General features: G+C 65.5%; 29 protein-coding genes and 2 tRNA genes. 8 read left to right on the forward strand and 23 right to left on the reverse strand.

Features of this window, described 5'->3' with window-relative positions; translation table 11 throughout:
- The first annotated feature begins 9 nt into the window (after positions 1-9).
- Positions 10-99, forward strand: a tRNA-Ser gene (locus tag R4I43_RS19135).
- 40 nt (positions 100-139) lie between these two features.
- Positions 140-212, forward strand: a tRNA-Arg gene (locus R4I43_RS19140).
- Positions 213-316: 104 nt separating this feature from the next.
- Here R4I43_RS19140 and R4I43_RS19145 read toward each other — a convergent pair.
- The 12 genes from R4I43_RS19145 to R4I43_RS19200 form a co-directional block, all read right to left on the reverse strand.
- Positions 317-1,510 (reverse strand): tyrosine-type recombinase/integrase, encoded by a 1,194-nt coding sequence (locus tag R4I43_RS19145; protein ID WP_324267017.1) that lies wholly within the window; start codon positions 1,508-1,510, stop codon positions 317-319.
- Between the two features lies 1 nt (position 1,511).
- A complete protein-coding gene (locus R4I43_RS19150; RefSeq protein WP_407691270.1) occupies positions 1,512-1,694 on the reverse strand; it encodes a helix-turn-helix domain-containing protein in 183 nt (60 codons plus the stop codon).
- A 2-nt stretch (positions 1,695-1,696) separates the two neighbouring features.
- Positions 1,697-3,070 carry a replication initiator gene (locus R4I43_RS19155; protein WP_324267018.1) on the reverse strand — a complete coding sequence of 458 codons (1,374 nt, stop codon included), beginning with the start codon at positions 3,068-3,070 and terminating at the stop codon, positions 1,697-1,699.
- A 115-nt stretch (positions 3,071-3,185) separates the two neighbouring features.
- Positions 3,186-4,049: a hypothetical protein gene (locus tag R4I43_RS19160; RefSeq protein ID WP_324267019.1), complete on the reverse strand. Its 864-nt coding sequence runs from the start codon at positions 4,047-4,049 to the stop codon at positions 3,186-3,188.
- 11 nt (positions 4,050-4,060) lie between these two features.
- Positions 4,061-4,249, reverse strand: a complete 189-nt coding sequence (locus R4I43_RS19165) for a hypothetical protein (RefSeq protein WP_324267020.1) — start codon at positions 4,247-4,249, stop codon at positions 4,061-4,063.
- Positions 4,250-4,260: 11 nt separating this feature from the next.
- Positions 4,261-4,788: a GGDEF domain-containing protein gene (locus R4I43_RS19170; RefSeq protein WP_324267021.1), complete on the reverse strand. Its 528-nt coding sequence runs from the start codon at positions 4,786-4,788 to the stop codon at positions 4,261-4,263.
- Positions 4,789-4,928: 140 nt separating this feature from the next.
- Positions 4,929-6,395 carry an FtsK/SpoIIIE domain-containing protein gene (locus R4I43_RS19175; protein ID WP_324267022.1) on the reverse strand — a complete coding sequence of 489 codons (1,467 nt, stop codon included), beginning with the start codon at positions 6,393-6,395 and terminating at the stop codon, positions 4,929-4,931.
- A 96-nt stretch (positions 6,396-6,491) separates the two neighbouring features.
- A complete protein-coding gene (locus R4I43_RS19180) occupies positions 6,492-6,671 on the reverse strand; it encodes a hypothetical protein (protein WP_324267023.1) in 180 nt (59 codons plus the stop codon).
- Positions 6,671-6,919 (reverse strand): hypothetical protein, encoded by a 249-nt coding sequence (locus R4I43_RS19185; RefSeq protein WP_324267024.1) that lies wholly within the window; start codon positions 6,917-6,919, stop codon positions 6,671-6,673. Before R4I43_RS19185 ends, R4I43_RS19180 begins: the two co-directional genes overlap by 1 nt.
- Before the next feature lie 103 nt (positions 6,920-7,022).
- Positions 7,023-7,256: a hypothetical protein gene (locus R4I43_RS19190; RefSeq protein ID WP_324267025.1), complete on the reverse strand. Its 234-nt coding sequence runs from the start codon at positions 7,254-7,256 to the stop codon at positions 7,023-7,025.
- Positions 7,257-7,344: 88 nt separating this feature from the next.
- Positions 7,345-7,764 carry a hypothetical protein gene (locus tag R4I43_RS19195; RefSeq protein WP_324267026.1) on the reverse strand — a complete coding sequence of 140 codons (420 nt, stop codon included), beginning with the start codon at positions 7,762-7,764 and terminating at the stop codon, positions 7,345-7,347.
- A 201-nt stretch (positions 7,765-7,965) separates the two neighbouring features.
- Positions 7,966-8,337, reverse strand: a complete 372-nt coding sequence (locus R4I43_RS19200; protein ID WP_324267027.1) for a hypothetical protein — start codon at positions 8,335-8,337, stop codon at positions 7,966-7,968.
- Between the two features lie 133 nt (positions 8,338-8,470).
- Between R4I43_RS19200 and R4I43_RS19205 the strand changes: the two genes are divergently transcribed.
- Positions 8,471-9,322, forward strand: a complete 852-nt coding sequence (locus R4I43_RS19205; protein ID WP_324267028.1) for a GntR family transcriptional regulator — start codon at positions 8,471-8,473, stop codon at positions 9,320-9,322.
- Positions 9,319-10,224 carry a glycosyltransferase gene (locus R4I43_RS19210; RefSeq protein WP_324267029.1) on the forward strand — a complete coding sequence of 302 codons (906 nt, stop codon included), beginning with the start codon at positions 9,319-9,321 and terminating at the stop codon, positions 10,222-10,224. Before R4I43_RS19205 ends, R4I43_RS19210 begins: the two co-directional genes overlap by 4 nt.
- Before the next feature lie 68 nt (positions 10,225-10,292).
- Here the strand turns inward: R4I43_RS19210 and R4I43_RS19215 are convergent, their stop codons facing one another.
- From R4I43_RS19215 to R4I43_RS19235, 5 genes are all read right to left on the reverse strand, one after another.
- Positions 10,293-10,484 carry a helix-turn-helix domain-containing protein gene (locus tag R4I43_RS19215; protein WP_324267030.1) on the reverse strand — a complete coding sequence of 64 codons (192 nt, stop codon included), beginning with the start codon at positions 10,482-10,484 and terminating at the stop codon, positions 10,293-10,295.
- A gap of 358 nt (positions 10,485-10,842) precedes the next feature.
- The gene (locus R4I43_RS19220; protein WP_324267031.1) at positions 10,843-12,147 is read right to left on the reverse strand and encodes a hypothetical protein; all 1,305 of its coding nucleotides are present in this window, start codon (positions 12,145-12,147) and stop codon (positions 10,843-10,845) included.
- 452 nt (positions 12,148-12,599) lie between these two features.
- Complete coding sequence (locus R4I43_RS19225; protein ID WP_324267032.1) at positions 12,600-13,784, reverse strand: hypothetical protein; 1,185 nt, start codon at positions 13,782-13,784, stop codon at positions 12,600-12,602.
- An 809-nt stretch (positions 13,785-14,593) separates the two neighbouring features.
- Positions 14,594-15,229 (reverse strand): DinB family protein, encoded by a 636-nt coding sequence (locus R4I43_RS19230; protein ID WP_324267033.1) that lies wholly within the window; start codon positions 15,227-15,229, stop codon positions 14,594-14,596.
- 55 nt (positions 15,230-15,284) lie between these two features.
- Complete coding sequence (locus R4I43_RS19235; protein ID WP_324267034.1) at positions 15,285-16,169, reverse strand: LysR family transcriptional regulator; 885 nt, start codon at positions 16,167-16,169, stop codon at positions 15,285-15,287.
- An 83-nt stretch (positions 16,170-16,252) separates the two neighbouring features.
- Here R4I43_RS19235 and R4I43_RS19240 point away from each other — a divergent pair, with 83 nt between their 5' ends.
- A complete protein-coding gene (locus R4I43_RS19240) occupies positions 16,253-17,098 on the forward strand; it encodes a PhzF family phenazine biosynthesis protein (RefSeq protein ID WP_324267035.1) in 846 nt (281 codons plus the stop codon).
- Between the two features lie 212 nt (positions 17,099-17,310).
- Here R4I43_RS19240 and R4I43_RS19245 read toward each other — a convergent pair whose 3' ends face one another.
- Positions 17,311-17,619, reverse strand: coding sequence for a hypothetical protein (locus tag R4I43_RS19245; RefSeq protein ID WP_324267036.1), 309 nt, complete (start codon positions 17,617-17,619; stop codon positions 17,311-17,313).
- On the opposite strand from R4I43_RS19245, the gene R4I43_RS19250 reads away from it, so the two are divergent.
- Together R4I43_RS19250 and R4I43_RS19255 are read left to right on the forward strand one after the other, a co-directional pair.
- Complete coding sequence (locus tag R4I43_RS19250) at positions 17,618-18,409, forward strand: SDR family NAD(P)-dependent oxidoreductase (RefSeq protein WP_324267037.1); 792 nt, start codon at positions 17,618-17,620, stop codon at positions 18,407-18,409. The genes R4I43_RS19245 and R4I43_RS19250 overlap by 2 nt on opposite strands.
- Positions 18,410-18,523: 114 nt before the next feature.
- Positions 18,524-19,321, forward strand: coding sequence for a DUF3800 domain-containing protein (locus tag R4I43_RS19255; RefSeq protein WP_324267038.1), 798 nt, complete (start codon positions 18,524-18,526; stop codon positions 19,319-19,321).
- 112 nt (positions 19,322-19,433) lie between these two features.
- Here the strand turns inward: R4I43_RS19255 and R4I43_RS19260 are convergent, their stop codons facing one another.
- Positions 19,434-20,690 (reverse strand): MFS transporter, encoded by a 1,257-nt coding sequence (locus tag R4I43_RS19260; RefSeq protein WP_324267039.1) that lies wholly within the window; start codon positions 20,688-20,690, stop codon positions 19,434-19,436.
- 43 nt (positions 20,691-20,733) lie between these two features.
- Between R4I43_RS19260 and R4I43_RS19265 the strand changes: the two genes are divergently transcribed.
- A complete protein-coding gene (locus R4I43_RS19265) occupies positions 20,734-21,720 on the forward strand; it encodes a GlxA family transcriptional regulator (protein WP_324267040.1) in 987 nt (328 codons plus the stop codon).
- A 64-nt stretch (positions 21,721-21,784) separates the two neighbouring features.
- Here R4I43_RS19265 and R4I43_RS19270 read toward each other — a convergent pair whose 3' ends face one another.
- From R4I43_RS19270 to R4I43_RS19285, 4 genes are all read right to left on the reverse strand, one after another.
- Positions 21,785-21,976 (reverse strand): hypothetical protein, encoded by a 192-nt coding sequence (locus R4I43_RS19270; protein ID WP_324267041.1) that lies wholly within the window; start codon positions 21,974-21,976, stop codon positions 21,785-21,787.
- Positions 21,977-22,287: 311 nt separating this feature from the next.
- The gene (locus tag R4I43_RS19275) at positions 22,288-22,758 is read right to left on the reverse strand and encodes a YbaK/EbsC family protein (protein WP_324267042.1); all 471 of its coding nucleotides are present in this window, start codon (positions 22,756-22,758) and stop codon (positions 22,288-22,290) included.
- A gap of 45 nt (positions 22,759-22,803) precedes the next feature.
- Complete coding sequence (locus tag R4I43_RS19280; RefSeq protein WP_324267043.1) at positions 22,804-23,982, reverse strand: cytochrome P450; 1,179 nt, start codon at positions 23,980-23,982, stop codon at positions 22,804-22,806.
- A gap of 26 nt (positions 23,983-24,008) precedes the next feature.
- Complete coding sequence (locus tag R4I43_RS19285; protein ID WP_324267044.1) at positions 24,009-24,692, reverse strand: TetR/AcrR family transcriptional regulator; 684 nt, start codon at positions 24,690-24,692, stop codon at positions 24,009-24,011.
- Positions 24,693-24,743: the final 51 nt, after the last annotated feature.

Here is a 24,743-nt window from a genome sequence, read left to right on the forward strand (position 1 = left end):
AGGACGCCGGGAGGCTTCGCCTAGTCTGGTCTATGGCGCCGCACTGCTAATGCGGTTGGGGGTTACGCCCCCTCCCGGGTTCAAATCCCGGAGCCTCCGCAAGGGCCCTACCCTAGGGTGGGACCCGACAATTGAACAAGCGCCCGTAGCTCAACGGATAGAGCATCTGACTACGGATCAGAAGGTTTGGGGTTCGAATCCCTACGGGCGCACGTCTGGTCGAGACAGCAGAAACCCCCAGTTACCTGGGGGTTTCTTGCTACTCGAGGGCCTGTGGGGGTGGCGTGATGATCTCGCCGCAACCCCCGGTGCCACATTATTGCCACTTTTGCTCGTCGTCCGAGCGAACGAGCTCGTCGAGCACTTCGGCGCTGCGGCGCGACTCCTGACCGCGGCCCATGTAGGTGTTGAGCGTGGTCCACGGGTTCGAGTGGCCCAGGAGATCGGCGATCTCGCGGGCGGTCAGTCCAGCCCCGTCAAGGAGCGTCGCGAACGTCTTCCGCAGGGTGTGGAAGGTGACCCACTCGTAGCCCGCTCGTTTGCGGAAGGGCAGCCACACGCGGTTGGTGAGGTTGGCGAAGTTGAGGTAGCCGCCCCGGGAGTTGGTGAAGATCGGCTTGCCCGGATCGACCTCTCCCAGCTTGGCGCGTCGCTCGGCGAGCATCGCCACCGCCCAGCTAGGCAGCGGAATGTCGCGCTCGGCCGACGATTCGCTCTTGCCCTTGTTCCGGACAGCTCCCTTGCCGCGTGCCTGGATGAGGTTGCCGCCCATCCGCAGCTTCTGAGCCTCAGCGTCGAAGTCCTCCCAGTGCGCCCCGAGGGCTTCACCGGCACGTTCGCCGGTCGCGGTGACGAAGCGCACCAGGTCGGGAAGGTCCTTGCCCCGGGCTTGTTCGTCCGCGTCGAGCTTGCCGAGGAAGTCCACCAACTCGTCAGCAGTGAGCGCACGTGGCTTCTTCTTCTTGGTCTTCGCTCGGCGTTCTGTCAGCGGAGCGATTTGCCGCACCGGGTTCTCGTCGACAGCACCGGCCTGGACCGCGTAGGTCATGACGTTGCTGATGACCGCCTTGACGTGCTTGGCCAGGCTCAGGCTGTTGGCCTTGAGCTTGGCTTGGCACAGGGAATTGACCACCGGGGTCTTGACCTCGAACAGCCGGAGGTTTCCCAGCTGCGGCTTGACGTGGTTGCGGTAGGTATCGCTGTAGGTGTCCACAGACGACAGCGAGTAGATCCCGTTCTCAGCATCCGTCCGGAACTCCTCGAGCCACAGGTCCGCGACGTCGGAGAACAAGGACTGTGCGGTGATCTGAGCACTCAGGGACCGCGAGGTGATGTTCTTCACGGCGTCTCGCACAGCCTGCTTCGCCTGCTCCTTGTTCTTCCGCGTGCGCCGGACGTCGGAGTACGAGCCATCTTCGTGCCGGTACTTGCAGCGCGCCGTCCACCCCGCGCCAGAGGCCTTGACCCGGATCTCGCCCATGCTGCCCAGCGGCAGCGCCAGCCGTCCCATCTCAGATCACCCCCTCTGCCATCGACTCGAACCATCGCTCGACGTCCTCGGGCTTGTACCGGACGTACTTGCCGATCTTGCGGCCAGCCGGACCGTAGCCCCGGCAACGCCACTGGTAGACGGTGTTCAGCGGAACGCCGAGGTAGTTCGCGACGTCTTCAGGCCCCCACAGGTTGCGCATCATGGTCAGTCCTTCCTCTCGTTGGCGTAGCGGTCTTGTCGGGCTTGGCGCTTGCGTTCGGCGATCGCCAGCGCGAGCTCCTTCTCTTCGGGGCTGTGGTGGCCGACGCCGGTCATCTCCCAGTTGTTGACGACCGCGATGCTGTCGGCGGTCACGCCCAGCTCGTCGAGGTTCTGTTCCAGCCGCCAGGTCTGGCGGTCGCCGCGGATCTGCTTGAACGTGGTGGAGTAGCGCTGCGACTTGGACAGGAAGTGCCCTCGGAACGCGAGCATGTGGCACCAGCGCCGCAGGTTGAGGCCGTCGAGTTCTTCGAGGTCACCGAGGTCCCACGCGGTGCGCATGATCTGCTTGTGGTGCTCGCTGGCGGTCAGGAGCTCGATGTGCTCGCGGGAGCGGATCGGCCGGTCGGCGGCCTCGGACTTGCCCGTGCCCTTCGTGGCGTACTTGGCCACGTAGGACGAGAGCCGGTCATCGGTGATCGTCCCGTGGTCGTCTTCGACCTGGTCGGCGTCCACCGCGCGGATGGGGCGGATGTCGATTTGCTCGCCCCAGACCAGCAGACGGTCACGCCCGCCGATCTCCGGAGCCTCCACGGCAGTCGCAGCATGCGCGGCGTGGATGGCATCGGTGAGCAGTTCCGGCGTGGCCCACGTCGGGGTGGCGTCAGAGGCGCCTTCGGGTCCGTCGAGGCGGATCACGGCGTGGAAGTGGATGATTCCGCGCCGCTGGAATTCGGCGACCTTGGCATACGACAGCCGGGCGTGGTCCTTGAACTCCTTGACGGAGATGCCGGCCGCGCGGGCGAGATGCCGCCGGAGGTAGATGGTGAAGCGATTCCACAGCTTCCCGGCATGGGCTTGCCAGAGGACGTGCCCGGTGTAGTCGTAGGCGGCAGCGTCGATGGGCTGGCCGATGGCCGGGTCGTGCTCGTGGTGGTAGCGCCCGCAGCGGCACGGAACCTGCTTGCCGTTGGCCGAGGTGCGGCGGTTGTGGACCGGCCCGAAGCTCGGGGCGGTCAGGGTGACGAACAACCGCGGTTTGTCGGCCACGGTGTCCGGCACGCCCTTGGTGCCGCCGGTCATCCCGGCTCGCACGAGGTGGAAGGCGTCGGCGGCGTAGCGGTCGGAGCAGGCGGGGCAGACGCTCTCGCGGCGGTTGCCGCAGGGGGCGAAGAGGTGTCCGGACCTCATCGCCGGGTTGCCGTCCGGGCTGGTCAGGACCGTTCCGGTGGTCTTGTCGGTGATCATCCAGTGTCCGGACAGCCGGACCGGGTGGGCGCATCCGCCGGTGGCTTCCACCATGGAGCGCCACCGGGAGTAGTCGGTGGCCTGAAGCCGCCGTTGCAGGCGGTCGATGCTCGGTACTTCGGGCAATGCCAAGGCGACCTCCACGAGGCAGGTGCCCGGCGAAGGCCCGGCGAACCCGCAGCTCGGAGAGACCTTCGCCGAGCACGGGTTGAGCAGGATCGGGTGTTCAGTTGTGGGGCAACGCCGTTCAGGTGAAGGCGTGCCCGTTGTTGGTCTTGAGTTCGGTCAGGATCTGTTCGGCCACCGGTTCCGGGACCCGCAGGGTCTTGCGGACATCGGTCGCGGTGAGCTCCCGGCCCTGTTCCGCTGCCTGGCTCCAGGCCTGCTTGATCTCGGCCACCATGTCCGCCGGAAGGTTCAGCGGCTTCCGGACAACCGGGGTTGTCGCCGCAGGAGCAGCCGGAGCCGACGGTGCGACGGCCGTACTGACCGGTCGTTCTGGGCGTTCCGGAACGGGTGGGTCGGTGGCTGCGTAGGCGGCCAAGATGACCTGCCGTTGCCGGGCCTGGATGACCGGGATGACTTCGGCGATGCCGTAGACGATCACCGGGATGATCGCGTGCACGACCGCCGAACCCGCGTTGAACTCCGCCCACCGGCCCCGCAGCAGCGGAAGCACTTGCGGGATGACGTTCATCAACAGCGTCGAGGTCAGCAACACCCGCTTGAGCCGCGACCACCATTGGTGATCAGGTGAAACACCGTGGGCGAGGATGACCGCCTCGAAGTTGAGCAGCACGATCAGCAGCCCGGCGAACATCGGCTCCACCGTCCATGCCGCCCACCACAGAGGATCAGCCGGTGTGGCCTTCCCAGCGAGGAACTGCTGCACACCCGTGGTGGTGAACACCAGCCCCAGCGCCAGGAAGAACCACAGACCGGCGAGGGTCCGCCGCCCGTTGCGCTCCATCTCCACGGCCTGAAGGTCCGGGTCGCGGATCAGGCCCCGCAGGCGGCGGGCCTCGGAGATCCGGTCGCCGAGCTTGCGTACTCGCCGTGTCCGCCCGTCGTGGCCGGAGTCCTCGGTCTCGGGCTGTTCGGGTTCAGGCATGGTGGTGCCTCCTACTGCTTCGCAGGGCTGAACAGCGCGATGAGGCCCTTAACCAGCAGGACTAAGCCGATCCCGATGCCGATCGCGACGGCCGGGCTGAACACCAGCCACACGAGTGCCAGCACGGCGAGTACGAAGGCAAGCAGACCGAGGCTGATCAGGACGCCTTTGCCGGTCAGTTCAACGTGGATGATGTGCATGGTGAATATCCTTACTGTGGTTGAGGAATCGCAATCTCAGTGCGCGAGCGGTTGATGTGTTTGTCGCCGTACATCCGGTCATCAGCCGACCCGAGCAGGCGGCTGAGGTCTGCCGATTCGGCCGGCATCGTCATCACGCCCAGCGCCATCGAGACCTCGACCGGCTGCCCGTCGATGGTCGTGATCTGCGCGATGGCGTCTTGGAGCTGCCGCACCCGGTGTTCGGCCGTGGCCTGGTCCTTGACTCCGGGGATCAGGACGGCGAACTCGTCACCGTGCAGCCGGACGGGCAGTTCGCCGCGGCTTGTTTCCCGTGCCAGCACGCGGGCGACCTCGATGAGCACCTGGTCGCCGAAGCGGTGTCCGTGGGTGTCGTTGAACGCCTTGAACCCGTTCATGTCACCCACAGCGACAGCAACCGGTCCTGTGCGGCGATGCCGCCGGAAGGCCATCTGCAGGGCCGCTCGGTTGGCCAGCCCCGTGAGCGGGTCGGTGAGGGTGCGTTGCCGGTAGCGCCAGGCGTAGCCGGTGGCCGCCACCGTGGTCACTGTCGTGACGCCCAAAGCGAGTTGTGCCAGCATGGGTCTTGCCTCCATTCGAGGTAAGGCCCGCCCGACTCCGCCAAGAGTTCTCGGGCGGGCCGCAAAAAATCCTGGTCATCAAGGCTGTTGAAGCCTCATCAGGCGATTTCTTCGTCGCCGTCGTCTTCGCCTTCGAACTGCTCGATCTCTTCGAACTCGTCGTCTTCGAAGTCCTCGAAGTCGACCTGGTAGGGGTTGGTGACCGTGCCGTCCGGCAGCTTGACTTCCGGCCGGATCGGCGTGACGTTGCCCAGTTCGGTGCAGAAGGCCACCAGCTCGGCGATGTCGTCATCGGTGCTGAAGGCCGCCCGCACTCGCCGGGGTTCCTTGCGGCCGTCGGTCTTGGCGTAGGCGACACCGGCCAGGTAGGCAGGGATCTTGTCGGCGAACGCGCCGAGGTCCCGCATCCCCTCGCCGAGGCACATGTCGACATACGAGGCCGCATCGACCCGCAGCGCGATCTTGGTCGGGAACAGCCCGCGCATCGGAACGACGTCCTTGGTGGGCTCCTGCGTCGCGCCGATGATCCGGCCGCCCACCGCCCGGTACTGCGTGAGGCCCTTGGACAGCAGCTGGTGGAACTCCACCCGGATGTCCCGGTCGCTGTAGGCGGTCATCGCGGCCAGCTCATCGCAGATCAGCACGTCCAGCGGTGTTTCCCGCGACGGGGTGGTGTCGCGGATGCCCTGGCGACCGAGGTCGAACTTGCGCTTCTCGAGCTCGGCAACGTACCTGCGCATGAGCTCAAGCCCTTCGCGGTCGGACTCGGCGAAGTCATGGAACATCTCGCGTCCGCCGCCGAACTCCATGCCGCCCTTGGGGTCGATCACCCACAGCCGGACGTGACCAGCCCGGATCAGCGGAGCCAGCGCCCGCTGGATGCCCCACAGCCACGAGCCCTTGCCCGCGCCGGTCTCCCCGGCCAGCAGGACGTGGATGTCGCGCTTGAGTAGGTCGAGGTGGAACGGCCGGCCGAATTCATCCCGGCCGATCTCCAGCTTGCGCAGGTCCACCGCATCGATCGATTCCGGCATGGCCGGGAGCGGGATCGCCATCTCGTTGAACGGCTCGCGCCGCTGGAAGTCCAGGGCGATCTTGCCGGGCTTGAGGATGCGCATCGAGGCCGCGTGCGCCTTGAAGGAGTTCGCCAGCCGATCGAGGGCTTGGCCGTAGTCCTCGGGTTCCTGGCCCTTGGCCATGCGGATGTGCAGCGAGTCCCACACCCAGTTCGAGCGCACCCCGACCAGCTTCGGCACCAGCTGATCACCTCGGTGATCGGAGGTGACCAGCCCGCAGGAGGCGACCACGCGCATCCATTGGCGCTGGTAGATCACCCAGCGTCTCCACCAGGCCCGCAGCAGCCGACCGGCGAAGCGGTCGAAGGTCGGGGCATCCAGCAGGCGCCAGGACACACCCATCAGCACCGCGATCCCAGCGGCCCACAACATCGTCTGGTAGCCGACCATCACACCCGTCGGGGTCAGCACCGCCGTGGTGCCCATCGTGCGGGGATGCCGCCACATCCAGCCGCCGACCACCCGCGCCGGGGTCTTCTCCGTGCCCACTCGTGTATCCCGCATGGCTGTGTGCCCTTTCATGAAGAAGGGCACCGGACTCCCGCCGTGGGAATCCGGTGCCCTGCCGTGCTTGGGGTTGTTCAGTTAGCTTCTGCGCTGCGACATCTCCAGGTGAGCCACCAGGTCGCCCACCGCCCGCTTGAGCGTGTTCAGCGGACCTCCGAGGCCCTTCGGAACGCCGAAGTTGGTCACCGTCTTGGTCAGCTCCAGCATCGTCGCGTCGATCTCGCGCACCGTGCCGGTCACACCGTCTCCGTTGGCCATTACTTGTACTCCTTCGCAACACTCGATCCACCGTGCTCGGCGATGCCTTCACGCACCGCATCTGCCGCCTTCGCCACCGCAGCGGCCAACTCCTGGGCCTCCGCGTAATGCCGGTCCTCGACGAACTCGCCATCGAGGAATTCGATCTTGTTCACGTCCTGGTTCAGCTGATCCATCAGCGAACCAATCGCCGACAGCCGCTTGACCCCGCGCGAATTACGCCGGAACAGCTGCTTCGAAATCTCCACCAGCAATCACCCTTCCCTTTCACCCGGGACCGTCCCGGGAAAACCTGGTCACCGGCCGCCGACGCAGCCCGAACCGTGAAAACCCATCGACGCGTTGAACAGCTCACTCATCGGACTCATCCCCCTGTTCCTCAACCCTGCGGATCACGGTCGTGACGGTGTGCAGCGAGTCGTAGAGCTGCTTGGTCACCTCATGCAGCGCAGCCCCACAGGAACTCGGACCACCCGGAACATCCACCGCGTAGGCCACATCTCCGGCAGTCGCGAACGCCTCCGTAAGCTCGGTGGACAGCCGCCGCAGATCTTCCAGAGCTGCGTCTCGCAGAACCTTGTTCACAGCCACACCGCCCAGGACCGATCCGAGCAGTACTGATCGTGCGTGTGCCGGTAGAGCCACTTGTCGCAGTGGCACGCCGGGCAATACTTCAAAGACATTCCGTACGCTCCCTTTCAGAAATCCCGGACGCCACTCGCGCCCGAATTGCTTTGAACATCTCTGCGGCTGACAGCCGCCAAACCCGCCGGAATTCCTCGTTGCGCGGCTCGCAGTCAGAAAATCTCATCACCTGGTCCACCCAGGACCTCGGAAACTCAAGGGCCGCCACAAACGGCGGACACTCGCCCTGACAATCGCACGGACGGGCATAAAACAACTCAACTGCCGCAATTCGGAACAGTCGCTGAGTCAGCTGCCACCCCTGCTCAAACGCCTCTCGCACCTCGGCCGAATCCGATGTGAGCGTCTCGTAGAACATCTCCTGGTACCAGCAGAACACCTCCTCTGCCCGCTCAACGGTGCCTCTCGGAAACTCAAGTCGAACCAGATCTTCACCCATGTACTTCACGCCCCTTTCGGTGTCGCCCGTTGAACAAAAGGCCATAAAGACCCCCGGAGCATCCGCAGACGGCCGGGGGTCAATAAGGCCCTCCCGGTGGCAATTTCCACCGGTTTCGGGCATAGCTCGGCCCACTATGGAATTCTCAAACAACAGGCAGCCAGAAAAGGCTTGAAAGAAATCAGATTGAGCGGTGAATCAGACTGAAGATCAGGCGGCCGGTTCGACCGCGACCTCAGCGTCGACCGGCTTCAGGCCAGCAGCCTTGAACGAGAGGCCCGAGCGGCCGTTGCGCTCCCAGTGGCTGACCATCGCGTCGATCAGCTCGACGAACTTCCCCGGAGTGAAACCCTCGCCGGGGTCGGCGGTCAGAGTCACCCGGATCTCCTCACCCTTGCGCTCGAACTCGCCGGGCTTCGGCTTGGGTCGGGCGATCAGGGACACCACGAACTGCCTGTTGCCCTGGTAATCGACGGCGGCCTCCGTCTGTCCGGTCTGCTCGTTCACCCGCATCTTCAGCGCCGGGGGCTGGCTCACCATCAGGCTGTGGCCCTGCATGTTCACCGGAATGTTCTTCAGCATCTCTATGCCTCCACTGGTTGATGTCCTAGGTTCCTAGTTTCCTAGGAACGTTGCGACCACTCTAACCCCACCTCCAAGCGATCCGCAAGGGGGTTTCCTAGGAAACTATGAAGAGGTGTGGTCTAATGGCCGCATGCCCCCAGAGACCAGCGGTTTTGTCCCAGTACGGGACCGCATCGCCGACCAGCTGCGATCGGCGATCCAGTCAGGAGAGCTCAAACCAGGCGATGCGCTGCCGAGCCTCAGCGTGATCTCGTCGGAGTGGGACGTGGCCAAGGCGACCGCCGAGGCTGCGTTGGCGCTCCTGCGCGATGAGGGCTTGGTCGTTCCCGGTGGGCGCGGCAAGCCTGCGACCGTCCAGGCGCCTAAGAAGCGCCACAACATCTACCTGTCGGACGGGTGGACGCAGCAGCAGAAGGAATTGGTCCTGCGGCCCGAGGCGGAACGCCGCGAGACGGGCGCCATCGAACTAACGGCCGGCATCTCGATTGACGAGACGGACTCTCGCGCCACGTACACAGAGGTGGAGGCCGACGCAGAGCAAGCGGAGATCTTGGGCGTCGAGCCGGGCACCCCGTTGATCCAGCGCGTGTACGAAATGGTGCACAACCAGACCGGGCTCCGGGTTTCCTGGAGCGTGTCGTACATCCCCAAGGCGTTGATCGAGGGCAATCCCGCACTGCTTGACGCCAAGAACGAGCCGTGGCCCGGCGGGCACCAGCACCAGCTGTACACGGTTGGGATCGAGCTGGCTCGGTTCACACGGACGGTGTTCTCAGTGCAGCCGACACCGAGTGAACGAGCCGCGTGGGGGATGAATCCAGGGACGCCGATGCTGCACGTACTGAGCCGATCGATCGATACTCAGGACCGCGTGGCCGAGTACTCCGAGGCCCGGTATCCGGCCGACACCACCGAGCTCACGATCACCGAGGAGCTGAAGCCCTGGACACCCGAACAGCTCAAAGCGGCAGGTGACGCATGAATCGACCTTCGATCGACCCGGCTCTCGGCATTGAGCTGGTCGAGGAGCGCACGCTGTCCAAGCGCGACATGAGCGTGAGCGTCCTGATCCCTGCCCACAACGAAGAGGCCACGATCGCCCAAGTGGTGGCCGACTCCTTCGCCGGTCTCGACGTTCTCGGAGTGAACGGCGATGTCACTGTCAGCGCGAGCGGATGCACCGATCAAACCGCGGACCTGGCAGCCAAGGCGGGAGCCAAGGTCGTTGAGTCGCCAGCGGGGAAGGGTGCCGCCATTTCGGCCGGCATCAAGGCCACGGACGGCGATGTCATCTGCCTCATCGATGGCGATCTTCAGTACTTCGGAGATCCACCGCTGGGAGCGCTACTTGCGAAGCCGGTGCTGCACGGCCTCGCCGACGCCGTGGTCTCGGACCTGTACTGGCGTCCCCTGTACCCGCAGCTCTGGCTCCACGGGTTCTTCGCTCCGGTGGCCGGTGCCCTGTTTCCGGAGATCCTTCCGCGAGTCGGCTCGACGCCGTGGTCGGGGCAACGTGCTGCCGTGCGGGAGCTTTGGCCAGGCGAGCTTCCGGATGACTTCACAGTGGACCTGGAGCTGCTGTTCCACTGGAATCGCCACGCGACGAGGCTGCGCCCGGTTCTCGCCGACGACTGGGTCAACCCACAGCGCCCGAAGCCGGACCTCATGGGCCAGGAACTCGAGGTGGTCATCCGGCACGCCGTGGCCGATGGTCGTCTTGCCGACGAGCGAGCAGACACGCTCCGGCAGTGGTACGAGAACGTCCACCACGCGATGGCTGAGTACAAGCCGGACGAGGACGATCCGCAGGACTTCGAACGTGCGCTGCTCAAGAGGTCACTCGATGAGCTTCGCCGAGGCCTGGAGGGGAACACGGCGGGGTAGTCGCCGACCAACATGAAACGGCGTCGTTCGCTCTCGAACGGCGCCGTTTTGCTACTTCGGAGCCGGATCTACTCCTGCAGGGAACTCCGCCGCTTCTGCCGTAGCTGCTCCTTCAGGTCCTCTACATCCCATCGCTGGTGCCCTCCGTTCGTCACCAGCGCGGGTTCGACAGCACCCTCGGCCGCCCAGCGTTGAAGCGTCCGACGGTCAACACCGATCGCCTTCGCCGCTTCGCCGGTCGAGACGTAGTTAGAGGCCACTCGCCTACATTCGCCGCAGTTTAGCCGCTAAGCCAGTCGAATGCCGCGCCTGACTACATATACCCACGAATGTCGCGTTTACGTACGATTGCCGCGTGCCGCACATCCACGTTGGGGGCTGGGAGCTCGAACTTGACGGAGCCGTCGTAGACGGCCGTACATGGTGGACATGTCCCATCGGCGGACGACGCTGTGGTCTTGTGCTGGCGAGCCTCGGTTCTATTGGACTCGATTGTATGGCCTGGCACGTCGAGAACACACACACGATCGCACTCGCCTACTCCGCACAACGACCTGAAAAATAAGATCGGCACGTCGATATCTGCACAGTAGAAGACGGAAGCCGTCTATGTGACGTTCACGATATGCTGGCGAGTGATTTCAGGAAGTCTACGAGTTGCGTTCCCTGGCCGGTCGCCAAATAATATGCAACGACGATCAAGACGAGGAGCAATCCAATAGATTTTGCGTTTTGCTCAAGCGTCGAATTTACTCGGTTAACGAACCGTGCGAACCTTGAAACAGGGGAAAATTCTTCGTGATAGCAAGGCGTCAGTCGAGATATGCGGCGGGCTGTCCCCAGAAGGTTCTCGTTCGTGACGATCGTGATTGCCATCATACGCAGCATGTCTGTGCGAACTATCTGTTGGGGAGCTCTGGACGACTCCTCACGCAAGTGTGTTGCCAAATTCAAGTAGGCTACCGAAATCTCTTGGAAGTGCCCAGTTGAATAGAAGGGCTGAAGGCGGGGAAGAAGTCGCTCCAGCAGAGTAGCAACCAAAAATGACTGTTCCTGATTCGGCAAGCGCCACCTAGATACGCCGACCAATGGAGGCTCGTCTTCAGTCGGCGGATCCGGGCGATAGAGGCATGCTTCGGCCAGTCGCTTTTCAGCTGCAACTCTCCTCACCAGCATCGATGCTATCCAAAATAGAAGTATTTCTCCGACAATCCTCACACCATCGTCACTCAATAAAAGCTTCCGATCCAGGGAAAAACTGCGCGAACCTGTAATGTAGGGGGCGGCTACTGGTACCGCCAGTGCGCAGAGTGCCAGAAAATTGCACCGCCCTACATGCCTCCACACAATAGCGTCACGAACACATCGAATAGCTTTGTCGCGCTTCGATCCATCAAGCCAATATTCCCATGCTTTGGAGTTCCATTGACCAGCTCTGAATTCCCGCAATGGCGTAAGATATGCAGCATCAAACGGGAATGCGATCAGAAATAGAAGGGCGGTAACGCCAGCGCCAACTAATACCTCGCGAGACGGGTAGCGAACGACCAAGATTTGAAGAAATATAACGGCAGGGCAAGCACCCATAGCGAGTACCAGTGCAATTTCCCGAACTGGCGGAATCCGGCGTGCCCATCCGCCAAGTCCATCCCGAACAAGAGCGCGTCCCGACCACTCGGCCAACGTCGATAGAACAGCGTAGTTGCATGCAAACAAGGCGGAGTAGAAGAAGATAATCGAAACTGCAAGACTTGCATGATGCACTTGGTGAATCCGCTCCTCTTTTCCCGGCCAAACCGCGTGAAACAATACTGGTACTTCCGCGCCTGCAGTCTCAGGGAGAACGAGTTCACTCGGGTGGACGAGTCCATGCTTGGGGACGCGCTGCCCTCCAAGGCCCAGGCGCAGGTACTTCGAGCCCATGCTGCGGCCAGCGTGTTCCAGCGTGTTTAGACTTTCTCTACTTCATCAAGGGCGGCCCCTGCGGGGCCGCCTGCCGCTGTATGCGAGCCAAGGTGCAGCTGCCGACCTTCCTGTATGCGAGCCCGGCCAGGCCGGCCGCCTGACCGGGCGTGCGGCTTCGCCGGTCCCGGCCAGGCGGCGGCGGCCGGGCGCGAGCGGAAAGGTCGGCAGCCGCACCCTGGCGCCAGCGGTGGCAGGCGACCCCGCAGGAGCACGCCCGAAGCAGTGCCAACGCAACCGCGGTTCCCAACCACAGGCCATCGTTCACCTGGGCAAACTCAGAGCACAGTGCTGGGCGCGCTGCCGAGCTGGTCGCCTCACTACTCCAGCAAGCACAAAAGTGCCAGCCCCGAAGGCGCTCACCGGCTTGTGGTCCCGTTCTTACAGATCTACTAGAACATGAAAACTTTAGACTATTTGGCGCCAGACTGAAGTACCAAATCGCGCCCGAAGTTAAGTACTTCTCCAAGCTTCCCAGTCGCCAACAAACCCATAACCACGACAACCCCCAGGGCGGCCATTAGCACTCGCGAATGACGCTGCATAAAACCATCCAGCTTCACGGCCACCTTCGAGAATCGCGAAGCAGGCTTGCTGAGTTTTACATCATCAACAGTCACCAAACGGGCAGCTGCGTCGCGAGTTTCCACAAGATTGGAATTTGCAACCAACGCAAGAAGCGACGCACACATGTCTCCATACTTTTTGTTAACCGCGCCGTCGCCGAGAATCAATGACTCTACTGCAAGTCTATTTCCAATCTTTCTGTACGTGTCATCGAGTTCGCCGAAAATCTCCTGAGGGATCTTGTTCCGGATCCCATTTAATGAACGAAGCAGGTATTTCGCCGAATAGAATCCATGTTTGTGGTTTGACGTGCGCCACCTCGATGCTCCTACAGGCGACATTTCGAACAGCAACGGCTTCGGCAACTTTCCAACGAAGTACGCTAGGCAATGGCTGGCCACCCCTTCGGACGGGCTTATTGTAGCCAAAAGTCGCGGCAAGGAAATGGCAGCCACTAGACCCAGCAGGACGATCGACATAAGGGCCAGCTTGGTAAGCTCGGTGGCTGGCCGACCGTATCGCAGGACTAGAAAAATGATACCCATTTGGGCGGAGGCCAAAGCAAAGGGCACCCACGAGTTTCGCAGCAAAAAAGAGACTCGCAGGAGCTGTCCGATTTTTACTTTGGCTTCCTTCTCATTCTGCGGCTCGATCCACAGACGAAGCTGGGAATCATGATGAATAATGGACCGGTTCCAGCTTATGGCGATTGTAATCATGTACACCTCCGCGCAGATCAACGCGAACGCGAACCCGAGCGCCCCGATCCAAGGTCTCACCTCACTCACAGGCGTCGCCTTAACCCCCTGAATTGCCGGAAACACAACTATCCATGAAGCTATCGGCGCCCCAATAGCCAAAGCCGCAGCTAACGCCCGATCGAGAACCTTATCTAACTTATTTTTGGAATACCGATCCGACGCTACGCCTATGGCAATGAAAAACAGAACAAAGAAATTTACAACTGCCAGAACAGTTAGAAACCCCAGACCATTCCAAACTGCATTTAAAAACTGAAAAAATACCTGCAAGCCGCGACTCCTCTACCCTCGCGCGCGATGTTACTGTCGGAGCTCACGGCGGTGGGCGAATTTCGTACTTCTTCGTTGACCACGAACGAGAATTCACCCAACTGGCGCATCACGTGCATGTGAACCGGAAACCATCGCTTGCAGCCAAGGCCGGTGACACACTGGCGATCATTCGCACGTGTGTTCTACCCTCTGGGTGTCGGGCTGGAGGCTGGGGAAGATCCAGAAGGCTCGGCGTGGGTCGGTCGCTGCACCTCTCTGGCCGACCCAACCAAACTTCACGTCGGAGCGGGCACCAGGTGGCGAACGAGGGTGGCGACGGTTGGCAGGGCACACGGCGACGGCCGGACACCCCGCAACCCATCTGGGTCCGCCTGATTCAAGTGCTCCCACCGCAACGCGGCGTCGGCTACGGCAACACTCCGCTCCGCGTACGAGCGGCCGGCAGCAACGTCGCCGCCACCGTCCCCGGCGTCCTGCTAGCTTGGCACCAGACCTGCGTCGGGGACTGGTGGGCGCTAGCCACCTTCGAGCTGACTAACCGATCGGGCAAGCCCGGTCTGGTGGTCACTCAGCTGGTCCCCGCCAATGCGGTCTCGCCCCGATAAATGGGTCCTAGCTCGAATGCCACCTTATTGCCACTAATCAACCGAAGTGGACCGAAAAAGACGGCAAACTTCGGTCCTTCCAGGATGATTGTGGATCATGCATCTGTGCTGGTAACGGCCAGTCTTTGGTAGCCAGTGAGAAATGACGAAAAAGGTGGGATGTGGGCCGATTGGATATCAGAAGGTTTGGGGTTCGAATCCCTACGGGCGCACGTCTGGTCGAGACAGCAGAAACCCCCTCTCGCAGGGGGTTTCTTGCTGTCCGGGGTCCCTGGCATTTCCCCGCGGCGATCTCCCGGGGGTCAGGGAGCTTGCCGCGCGCCTTGGAGGATTCGCAGGGTGCCGATCTCGGCGACGTTCTTGGTGAGCTCGACGTTGACCCAACCGGGCCACCTCGCCGAGGGTCATGCCTGCGCCCCACGGGAGTTGGGCGGTCAGGTCCGTTGAGTCGAGGTCCGAGTCGGTCAGGCCACCCAGGTGTTCCCGCCACCGGTCGTGGAGGTCGCGCAGCCACTGCACCGCGGCGCGCGCGTTGCCGGGCCAGTGCTTGACGGCGCGCATCGCTTGAACATCTCCGGCGAGGCATTCCAGCACGGTCGACCACCAGTACCCGATGTGCCAGGTGATCCAGCCGATCGTGACCGCGGGAACCGGATCCGGCTCCGTCTCGGCGAAATCGGCGATCCAGTTGCCGCTCTCGTCAGGCCGGACCGTCCAGTGGTGATCGGCGGGCACCCACAGGCACTGCGCGTCGTCGAGGCCCTCGGCGTGGTGCTCGAACAGCGCCCACGTGATGTCGAGCTGGCGAAGCAGCAGTGCAACCCTCGCGACCGGCATGCCCGGATGTTCCCACCACCACCGGATCAGCGCGATCGAATTCCTGCGCCGGTGCTCAACGGTCGGTGCGGAAGGACTCGGTGATGGTCCGGGTGATCGCCTCCACCGCCGGGGATCGCCACCTCCGCTCGTCGAGGACGAACGCCAGCGGCGCGTCGGGGCGCGGTGGGTGGGGGAGGGACCGCAGGCGGTGGCCCTGGAGGGCGTCGGCGCACGAGACCTCCGGGAGGACCGAGAGACCGAGACCTGCCTCGACGCACGAGCGAGCGGCTTCGATGCTGCCGAACCTGGTGATCTGTGGCCGGGTTCCACCGCGCCGCTCGAGTTCGCGCACGAAGTCGTCGGTGTAGCTGCACCCCTCTTCGAGCAGGAAGTAGGACTGCTCGGCCAGTTTCGGCCAGGTCATGTCCTCGCGGGTGCTCGGGTGGTCCGGGGCGGCGACGAGCGCGATCGGCTCGGCGCCGACTCGTCGCAGGGTGAGCGGGTTCGGGGCCGCGGCCTGGTCGAGGATCAGTCCGAGCCCGAAGCTCCCGTCCAGGACTCCCCGGAAGGTCTCGCGGGTTCCGGCCGGGACCAGGTGGACCGCGATGCCGGGGTGCTGCTGGCGCAGCGCGGCAACGGCTCGCGGAAGCCGGTAGGCGCAGACCGATTCGGGCGCGCCCACGACGACCTCGCCGGCGGGCTCGGAGAAGGCGGTGTCCTCGACCAGGCGGCGTTCGGCGTCGAGGACGGCGTGCGCGTGGTCAGCTGCGCGACGTCCGGCTTCGGTGAGCCGGGCCCCGTCCGGGAGGCGGTCGAGCAGGCGGGTGCCGAGCGCCTTCTCCAGCCCCTTGATCCGGCTGGTCACCGTCGACTGGACCAGGTTCAGCTCGGTCGCTGCGGCGGTGAAGCTCTCGTGGCGCGCCACCGCGAGGAAGGTACGCAGCAGGTCTGTGTCCACCGGGAGAGCTTATCGACATCTTCGATCGGTGGCATCGAAAGTCATCGTTTGTGTGAATGCCGCGTCCGGTGGAGAGTGGGTGCATGGCTGAAATCCACCGCTACGCCGCGTTCACCACGACCCCCACCGGCGGCAACCCAGCCGGGGTCGTGCTGGACGCGAGGGATCTGGACGAAACCCGGATGCAGCAGATCGCCGCAGAAGTCGGTTACTCGGAGACGGCGTTCGCCCTGCCCACCGGGCCGCGACGGTTCGACCTCCGCTTCTTCAGCCCGCTCGCCGAGGTGGCCTTCTGCGGCCACGCCACCATCGCCACCGCCGTCGCGCTCGCTGAACGCACGACCGTCGGGGACCTGTTCTTCGACACCCCGGCGGGGGAGATCGCGATCAGCACCACCACCGGCTCCTCCGGTGCGGTCCAGGCCGGTCTGCGCAGCGTCCCCACCACGAGCCGTCCCGCCACCGACGTCGAAGTCCGGGATGCGCTCAAAGCGCTGCGGTGGAGCGCCGAAGGCCTCGACAGCACCTTCCCGCCGCACGTCTCCTTCGGCGGCAACGAGCACCTGGTGCTGGTCGTGCGCGACCGGGAACGCCTGGCGGAGCTGGACTACGACTTCGACGTGCTCAAAGCGCTCATGCTCGAGCGGAATTGGACCACGCTGCAACTGGTTTGGCGGCAGGACGACCAGACCTTCCACGCCCGCAACCCCTTCCCGGTCGGAGGCGTGGTGGAGGATCCGGCGACCGGAGCTGCGGCGGCGGCCCTCGGCGGCTACCTGCGCGCCCTCGGTCGCGTGACCGAACCGCGGCGGCTGACGATCATCCAGGGCGAGGACATGGGGCGCCGGAGCGAAATCACCGCGCAGGTCAGCCCCGACGACCCGCGAGTCACGGTGATCGGCGGAGCCGTGCCGATCCCGTCGAGCTGACCTCGCACGCCCGACGTCCCGGCGGCGACCGCGTGGTCGACGCGGGCACGAGCTGGGCGCGACGAGCGGCGGGGGGGGGGGGGGGGCGGGCGGGGGGGGGGGGGGGGCGCGGGGGGGGGGGGGGGGGGGGGGGTGCGCCGGGGCCCCTGGCTGGGGGGCCCGCGGGGGGGCGCGGAGGACCCGCGAACTGCGGGTCCTCCGCACCGGCTCGGTCAGTTGTCGTCTTCGCCGCCCTCTTGTTCGCCGTCCTGCTGCTGGTCGCCATCTTGCTGCTGGTCGCCGTCCTGCTGCTCCTGCTGGTCCTCCTGCTGCGGGCCTTGGGCGAAGTCGCAGCCGGCGGTCGCGCCGAGCGCGAAGACGGCGCCGGCGACGGCCGTGACGATCCGGAGTTTCGAGTTACGCATAACTGGACGATACGGGCGAGACCGGCGATGCGTCATGCCACGCGCGGAAAAGGAGCCGACCGTCATGCCCGAAATCCGCCAGCGGTCGGGTTCGCGGAACCGCACAGTGGTGGTCATGGAGCTGAACATGCATGAGAAGGTCTGCGTGATCACCGGCGGCAGCAAGGGGATCGGACTCGCCACCGCATCCGCGCTGGCGGCCGAGGGGGCGCACGTCGTGGTGGGAGCGCGGAACACCACGAAGGAGCTGGAGCGGCTGTGCGCCGAGCGCTCGGTGACGTTCGTCCCGGTCGACCTCGCCTCGCCGGGCGGAGCCGCCGAGCTGATCGACGTCGCGGTCGACCGGTACGGCGGGGTGGACGTCCTGGTGAACAACGTGGGCGCGAGCGAACCCGCCGCGTCGATCAACGAGTTCAGCGACGAGCAGTGGCAGCGGATCTTCGACGTGACCCTGTTCAGCGCGGTGCGGGCCGTGCGCAGCGCCGTGCCCGCCATGCGCGGTCGTCCAGGAGCCGCGATCGTCACGATCGGCTCGCTGAACACCAGGCTGCCCGCGGGCATGATCGCGCCGTACTGCGCGGCGAAGGCAGCGCTGGGCAACTTCACCAAGGCCGTGGCCGAGGAGCTCGCACCCGCCATCCGCGTCAACACGGTCTCTCCCGGTCCCGTGCGCACTCCGATGTGGACGGACCCGGGCGCGTTCGCGGACGTGTTCGCCGATCAGGCGAGCACCACGCGGGAGGACGTGATGGATCGGCTGCTGCCGGAGATGATGTCGATCTCCAGCGGCCGGGTCAGCGAACCGGAGGAGATCGCCGACCTCGTCGCGTTCCTGGCGTCACCGCGCGCGGCGAACATCACCGGCGCCGACCACATCATCGACGGCGGCATGAACAAGGCCGCCTGACCACAACGGCGATGCGGGCCCCGCACCGGGCGCTCGCATCGCCCCGTCGTTCGGTTCAAGATCACTCGAACAGAGGTGATCACGCACAGTGATATTGATCGTATCCTTGCGTCCATGTCGAGTGCGCCCCGTGTTCATGCCTACATCGACGAGACCGGCGACCGGGGCGCATCAGCGAGTTCCAGTCCGATCTTCGGCATGGCCGCGATCGTTCTGGATGACGACGGCGTTGCCAACGCGCGCGAGGCGATCGGGCTGCTCAGGCGTGACTTCAGAGTGCCGGAGTCTGCGGTGATGTCGTGGAAGGATCACGTCAAGACCCATGATCGGCGGCGGCGAGCGGCAGAAGTTCTCGGTGCTGTCGAAGGCCTGCGCGTCTGCTACGTGTACGCGATCAAAGGTGAGCTCTGGCCGGGCACCTACCGTGACGATCCCACGCTGTTCTACAACTACGTCGCCTACCAGACGTACAAGTCCGTGCTGTGGGCCGCACGTGACTGGAAGGGAAATCCGCGGGTGTGGACGCGTTTCGGGCACGTCAAGGGGCACGACCACCGGACGACCGACGCTGACATCCGGCGAGAAGCGACGAAGGATGAGCGCGTCCCGTTTCACTTGGAGCAGGGGCTTCGCTGGGTTTCTGCTCGCAGCTACGTCGAAAGTCAGGCAGCGGACCTGTACGGGGGCTTCCTCAAGGCGGCCACTTGGCCTGCTGGTGAGTTCGGCTACGTCGAGTCCGCGTACCTGCTGAAGATCTGGCCTCAGATCCGAAAGCGTGATTCGTGCGCGATCCCGATGGGGATCAGGAGTATGCCCCGATACGAGCTCGTCCGGACGAACGACTGGTTCCCGTGCACGGGCTGCAGCAAAGAGATCGGCTCCCCAAGAGCTTCCAAGGGCCGATCCACTTAAGGAGAGCGGTGGCAGCACCGCGGGCAATCCTTGGCAAGCTCTTGAAGAGCCGATACCAGCACTGTAGCCGCCCTCGGGCGCTCCGGTCGAGCCCCTTTCGCGCTCCACGTCTTCACCGCCCGATTGGGCTAGGCGCGCAGGTCGCCCGAGCGGGGGGTTCGGCGGGGTGGGGGATCCGGGTGGCGAGCGCCGCTGCAGCCAGGCACAGGGTGGCTGCGGCGGGCCAGAGGAGGGTGTAGGTACCGGTGAGGTCTCGGGTGAGGCCGCCGAGGAGCGCCAGGGTTCCGGCGCCGAGCTGGTGGGCGACGCTGATCCAGCCGAAGGCGATCGGGCCGTCGGAGCCGTAGAGCTCCCGGCACAGGGCGATCGTCGGCGGGACCGTGGCCACGTCGAGCAGGCCGAACACCACGACGAACGCGAGCATCCCGGGATGCGCGGAGGGCCCGAACAGGCCGGGCAGCAGCGCCAGAGAGATGCCGCGCAGCGCGTAGCAGCCGGTCAGCAGCAGGCGCGGGTCGAGGCGATCGGTGAGCCAGCCCGACCCGACCGTGCCGAGCACGTTGACCACGCCGATGACCGCCAGCAGCGAGGACGCGACCCCGGTCGGCATGCCGTGGTCGTGGGCAGCCGGGGTGAAGTGGGTCCACATGATGCCGTTGGTGGACGCGCCGCAGATAGCGAAAGTGCCTGCGATCAGCCAGAACGCGCCGCTGCGCAGCGGGACGGCCCGCACCGCGCGAGCCACCGACGGGGATGCGGCTGGCGGTTCCGGGCGAGTCGCGCCGTAGGGCAGCAGGCCGACGTCGGCGGGACGGTCCCGCAACACCGCCCAGGCCAGCGGCGCGACCAGCAGCGAGACCGCGACCAGCGCACCGGTCGCCGCGCGCCAGTCGACGTCGACCAGCAGCGAGAACACCGGCAGCAGCGCGAACTGGCCGAACACCGTCGCGGCCGTGAGCACGCCCGCGACCAGGCCGCGCCGGGCGGCGAACCAGCGGTCCGCCACCAGCGCGGCGAAGGTCGTCGCCAGTGCGCCGCACCCGGTCCCGACGAGAACTCCCCAGCCCAGGACGAACTGCCAGGGCGCGGCCATCAGCGTCGTCAGCGCCGCGCCGGAGGCGATCAGCAGCAGGGCGGCGGCGACCACCCGGCGCATGCCGAAGCGGTCCATCGCGGCGACGCCGAACGGCGCCGTCAAGCCGTACAGCACGAGGTTCACCGAGGCAGCCGCGCTGATCGCGCCGTGCGGCCAGCCGAACTCGTGGTGCAGCGGCGTCACCAGCAGTCCCGCGGTCGTGGCGCAGGCGCCGGCTCCGATGATCACCAGGGCGGTCACGGCGGCGACCCACGAGGCTCGATGAAAAGGCATGGCCCCACCCTGCGGTTCGGCGCCGGCGGGCACGAGTGGCCCGATGGCCAACATGTGCAAGGATCGGGCCATGACGACGAGGGTGGCGGTGCTGGTCCGCGACGGCGTGATGCCGATGGAGCTCGGCCTGGTGCACCAGCTGTTCGGCAGTGCCCGGTCCTCGACCGGTGAACCGCTGTACGAGGTCGTGACCTGCGCGCTCGTCCCCGGGATGATCCGGACCGACGCGGACTTCCCGATCCACGTCGAACGCGGGCCGGAGGCGCTCGCCGACGCGCGCACCGTGGTCCTGCCCGCCAGCCACGAGCCGGACGAGACCGAGACCGAAGGGCGCCTCCCGCCGGACCTCGCCGCAGCGCTGGCCCGCATCCCGAACGGCGCGCGGATCGCGTCGATCTGCACCGGGGCGTTCGTGCTGGCCGCCGCCGGGCTGCTCGACGGCAGGCGGGCGACCACGCACTGGAAGTCCTGCGACCACTTCCGCCGGCTGTTCCCGCAGGTCGAGCTGGAGCCGGACGTGCTCTACACCGACGACGGGGACGTGCTGACCTCGGCGGGCGAGGCTTCCGGCATCGATCTGTGCCTGCACCTGATCCGGCGCGATCACGGCGCCGCGGTGGCCAACGAGGTCGCGCGCACCACGGTCGTCCCACCGCACCGGGAGGGCGGCCAGGCGCAGTACATCCGCCGCCCGGTTCCGGAGCCGCAGGTCTCGACGACCGCGCGGGCGCGCGCGTGGGCGATAGAACACCTCGACCGGCCGCTCACGCTTCGTGAACTCGCAGCGCAGGACTCGCTGAGCGTGCGCACTTTCACCCGCCGTTTCCGAGAAGAAGTCGGCATTTCTCCGCTGCAATGGCTGACCCGGCAACGGGTGGAGCGCGCGCGGCAACTATTGGAGGAAACAGACCTGCCGGTCGAGAAAATTGCCGCAGAAACCGGCTTCGGAGCCGCAGCTTCACTCCGCCAGCACCTGCAAGCCGGGCTCGGGGTGTCTCCGAGTTCTTATCGCGCGGCTTTCCGAGGATAATCCGGTGAGAGAACGTGGTGAGGTCCCGCCGGGTGTGGCCGGCGGGACCTCAGTCTCGAAGAGCTCAGCCCGCGATGCCGAAGTTGAGGCTGGAGGTGGAGTCGTCCTCCACTGAAGTGTCCGTGTCCGAGACATAGGCGCAGGAGAAGTCGTCGCAGTTCGACGTGTCGTCCTCGGCGGCCGCGAGGCCGACGCCGGCGAAGGCGAGGGGCAGGGAGAGGGCTCCGACAACAATGGTGCGAGACAGCGAACGCATAATTGTGTGTCCTTCCGGATCGGATTATCTGGCATGAATCACGGATCTGGCTGACCCGTAGCCAGGCAGATCAATTTTTACCTGCCATCCTCGGCGGCCGCAGATTCATCGCCTGGACGTCACCGAAAAGTGTTCGCGGGCCGAATTGTAGTTTTCCGCAGCTTAATCCGACTGGCGGATGGAAGATCTTAATGTACTGTCACAACGAGTGGTGAATTCGGAATCCGAACGGGTGGTTTGGACCTGCACCCACCGGCGTGTCGGCCGATTCGCGTGCACACGAGGTCCAGAGCGTCCCCTGACGGTGGCGTTCAGGATCGGCCGACGTCGGCCGGGGATCCGCCGGTGATCCGCAGCAGCTCGTCGAAGTTCGTCGGGAACATCGCGTGCTTGGCCCCGGCCCCGGCCCAGACCGTCGGGTGCGAGGCCAGCCCGCGGTCCACCACCGTCCGGATCAGTTGCGGATGCCCCACCGGGCCGACCCCGCCGACCGGCTGCCCGGTCGCCTCCACGACGAACTCCGGGCTGGCCCGCCGGATCTTGCGGATCCCGAGCGACCGCTCCAGCCCGCGCGTGTCCACTCGGTGCGCACCGCTGGCGATCACCAGCAGCGGCTCGCCGTCCGCGGTGAACACCAGGCTGTTGGCGATCGCCCCGACCTCGCAGCCCAACTCCTCGGCCGCCGCCGCAGCCGTGGGCAGCTCGACCTCGAACTCGACGACCTCGCCGTGGGCCCCGAGCTCGCGCAACCGAGCGGTGAACGCATCCGTGGTGTTGCTCATGCCGCGCAGACTATTGATCCGCGCGGCACGACGGCCAGCGGTTTCCTACAGCAGCAGGGGGAGCTTGCTGACGCCGGTCATGTTGGGGCTGGGGAGGAACTGCGGGGTGTCGTCCGGGTCGGTGCGCAGTCGCGGGAAGCGGTCCAGCAGGAGGTTCAGGGCGATCTTGCCCTCCAGGCGGGCCAGGGGAGCGCCGAGGCAGAAGTGGATGCCGCGGCCGAAGCCGAGCTGCGGGTTCGGGTCGCGGGTGACGTCGAAGGCGTTCGGCTCGGCGAACTGCCGCGGGTCCCGGTTCGCGGCCGCGATCCACAGCAGGAGCAGCTGATCGGCGGGAATGCGGACCCCGCCGAGCTCGGTCTCCTCGTCGGTCACCCGCGACACGGCCGCGAACGGGCTGAGGAACCGCAGCGATTCCTCGATCGCCGAGGGCACCAGCGACCAGTCGTCCCGCACCCGTTCGAACTGGTCCGGGTGCGCGTCCAGGCACAGCAGCGTGTTGCCCAGCAGCATCGTGGTCGTGATGTGCCCGGCGACCAGCAGGACCATGCCGAAGTTGGTGATCTCGGCGTCGCCGAGCCGCACGCCGTCCACCTCGGCCTCCACCAGCTTGGTCAGCAGGTCCTCGCGCGGCTTCGCGCGGCGCTCGCGGACGTGCCCGGCCAGGTAGGCGGTGAGCTCGCCGACCTGCGCCATCGCCTCGGCGAAGTACTCCTCGTCCTCCGGGGAGCGGTCCTTGATCGAGACCTTGTTGGTGGAGTTGAACATCCCGTCCACCCACCGCTTGAACTGATCGCGGTCGCTCGCGGGCACCCCGAGCAGCTCGGCGATCACGGTCACCGGCAGCGGGTAGGCCAGGTCGACGACCAGCTCCGCGCGCCCCTGCATCCGGTCCATCAGCTCGCGGGTGAGCTCGGCGATCCGCGGTTCCAGGTCGGCGACTACCTTGGGCGTGAAGGCGTGGCTGACCACCTTCCGCAGCTTCTGGTGGTCCGGCGGGTCGAGCTGGGTCAGGTTGCCCTCGGTGAACCCGCTCGCCTCCGGGATCAGCCGCTGCGTGTGGGAGGAGAACGTCGCCGGGTCGCTGAGCGCCCGCAGGATCTCCGGGTACCCGTGGACCTCCCACATGCCGGTCGTCTCGTCGTAGCGGACCTCGCGGTCGGGTCGTTCGCCGCGCAGCCAGAACTGCGCCGCGTTGATCCCCCAGGTGTCGGCCAGTGCGGTCATGTCGTGCCCCCAATCGCGGCCGGATCTCAGCCGCTGCGCGGTGGTGTGTAGATCCACTCCCGGAACTGCGCGTTGAGCTCGTCGAAGAGGCTCCCGATCTCGTCGGCGACGGTGGCCAGCGATTCGGGATCGGGATCGCCGTCCGGTTCGAACGCGCTGCGGATCGTGTGCTCCAGCGCGTCAGCCTTGGCCTCGACGTCGAGGGCGGCGAAGTCCGGGTTGATGTTGTCGGTGAGGTGGAAACCGGTCGCGGTCGCGGTGACGGCCAGGTACACGTCCGGCACGTCATCGCGCAGCAGCCGGTGCTTGAAGATGAGCTCGCGGTAGCGGTCGCTGAAGCGCTGGGTCTGCCCGAGGTGCGCGGACCGCTTGACGCTGCCGAGCAGCTCGGTGTCGCCGGTGACCAGGGCCTTCATCAGCGGGTCGCGCATGGCGAGCAGGAAGCTGCGGCGGAAGAACCGGTGCGGCAGCACCTCGGTGCGGTCGGCCCGCATCGCCTCCGTCAGCTCGGTCAGCACGCCGATCGACTCGCGCATGATCAGCGCCTCGAAGAGCTGCTCCTTGGTGCGCCAGTGCAGGTAGACGGTGCCCTTGCCGATCTCGGCGCGGCGGGCGATGTCGTCGATGGTGACCTTGCGGTAGCCCAGCCGGACCATGAGCTCGGCCGCCGCGTCGAGGATGCGGTCGGCTCGGTCGGCTGGCTGCGTCATGGGCGTCCTCCGTGACTCCTTGACCAGAATTGCAAATCTGGTCACCGGGTC

Source organism: Saccharopolyspora mangrovi (assembly GCF_035320975.1).
Lineage (GTDB): Bacteria > Actinomycetota > Actinomycetes > Mycobacteriales > Pseudonocardiaceae > Saccharopolyspora > Saccharopolyspora mangrovi.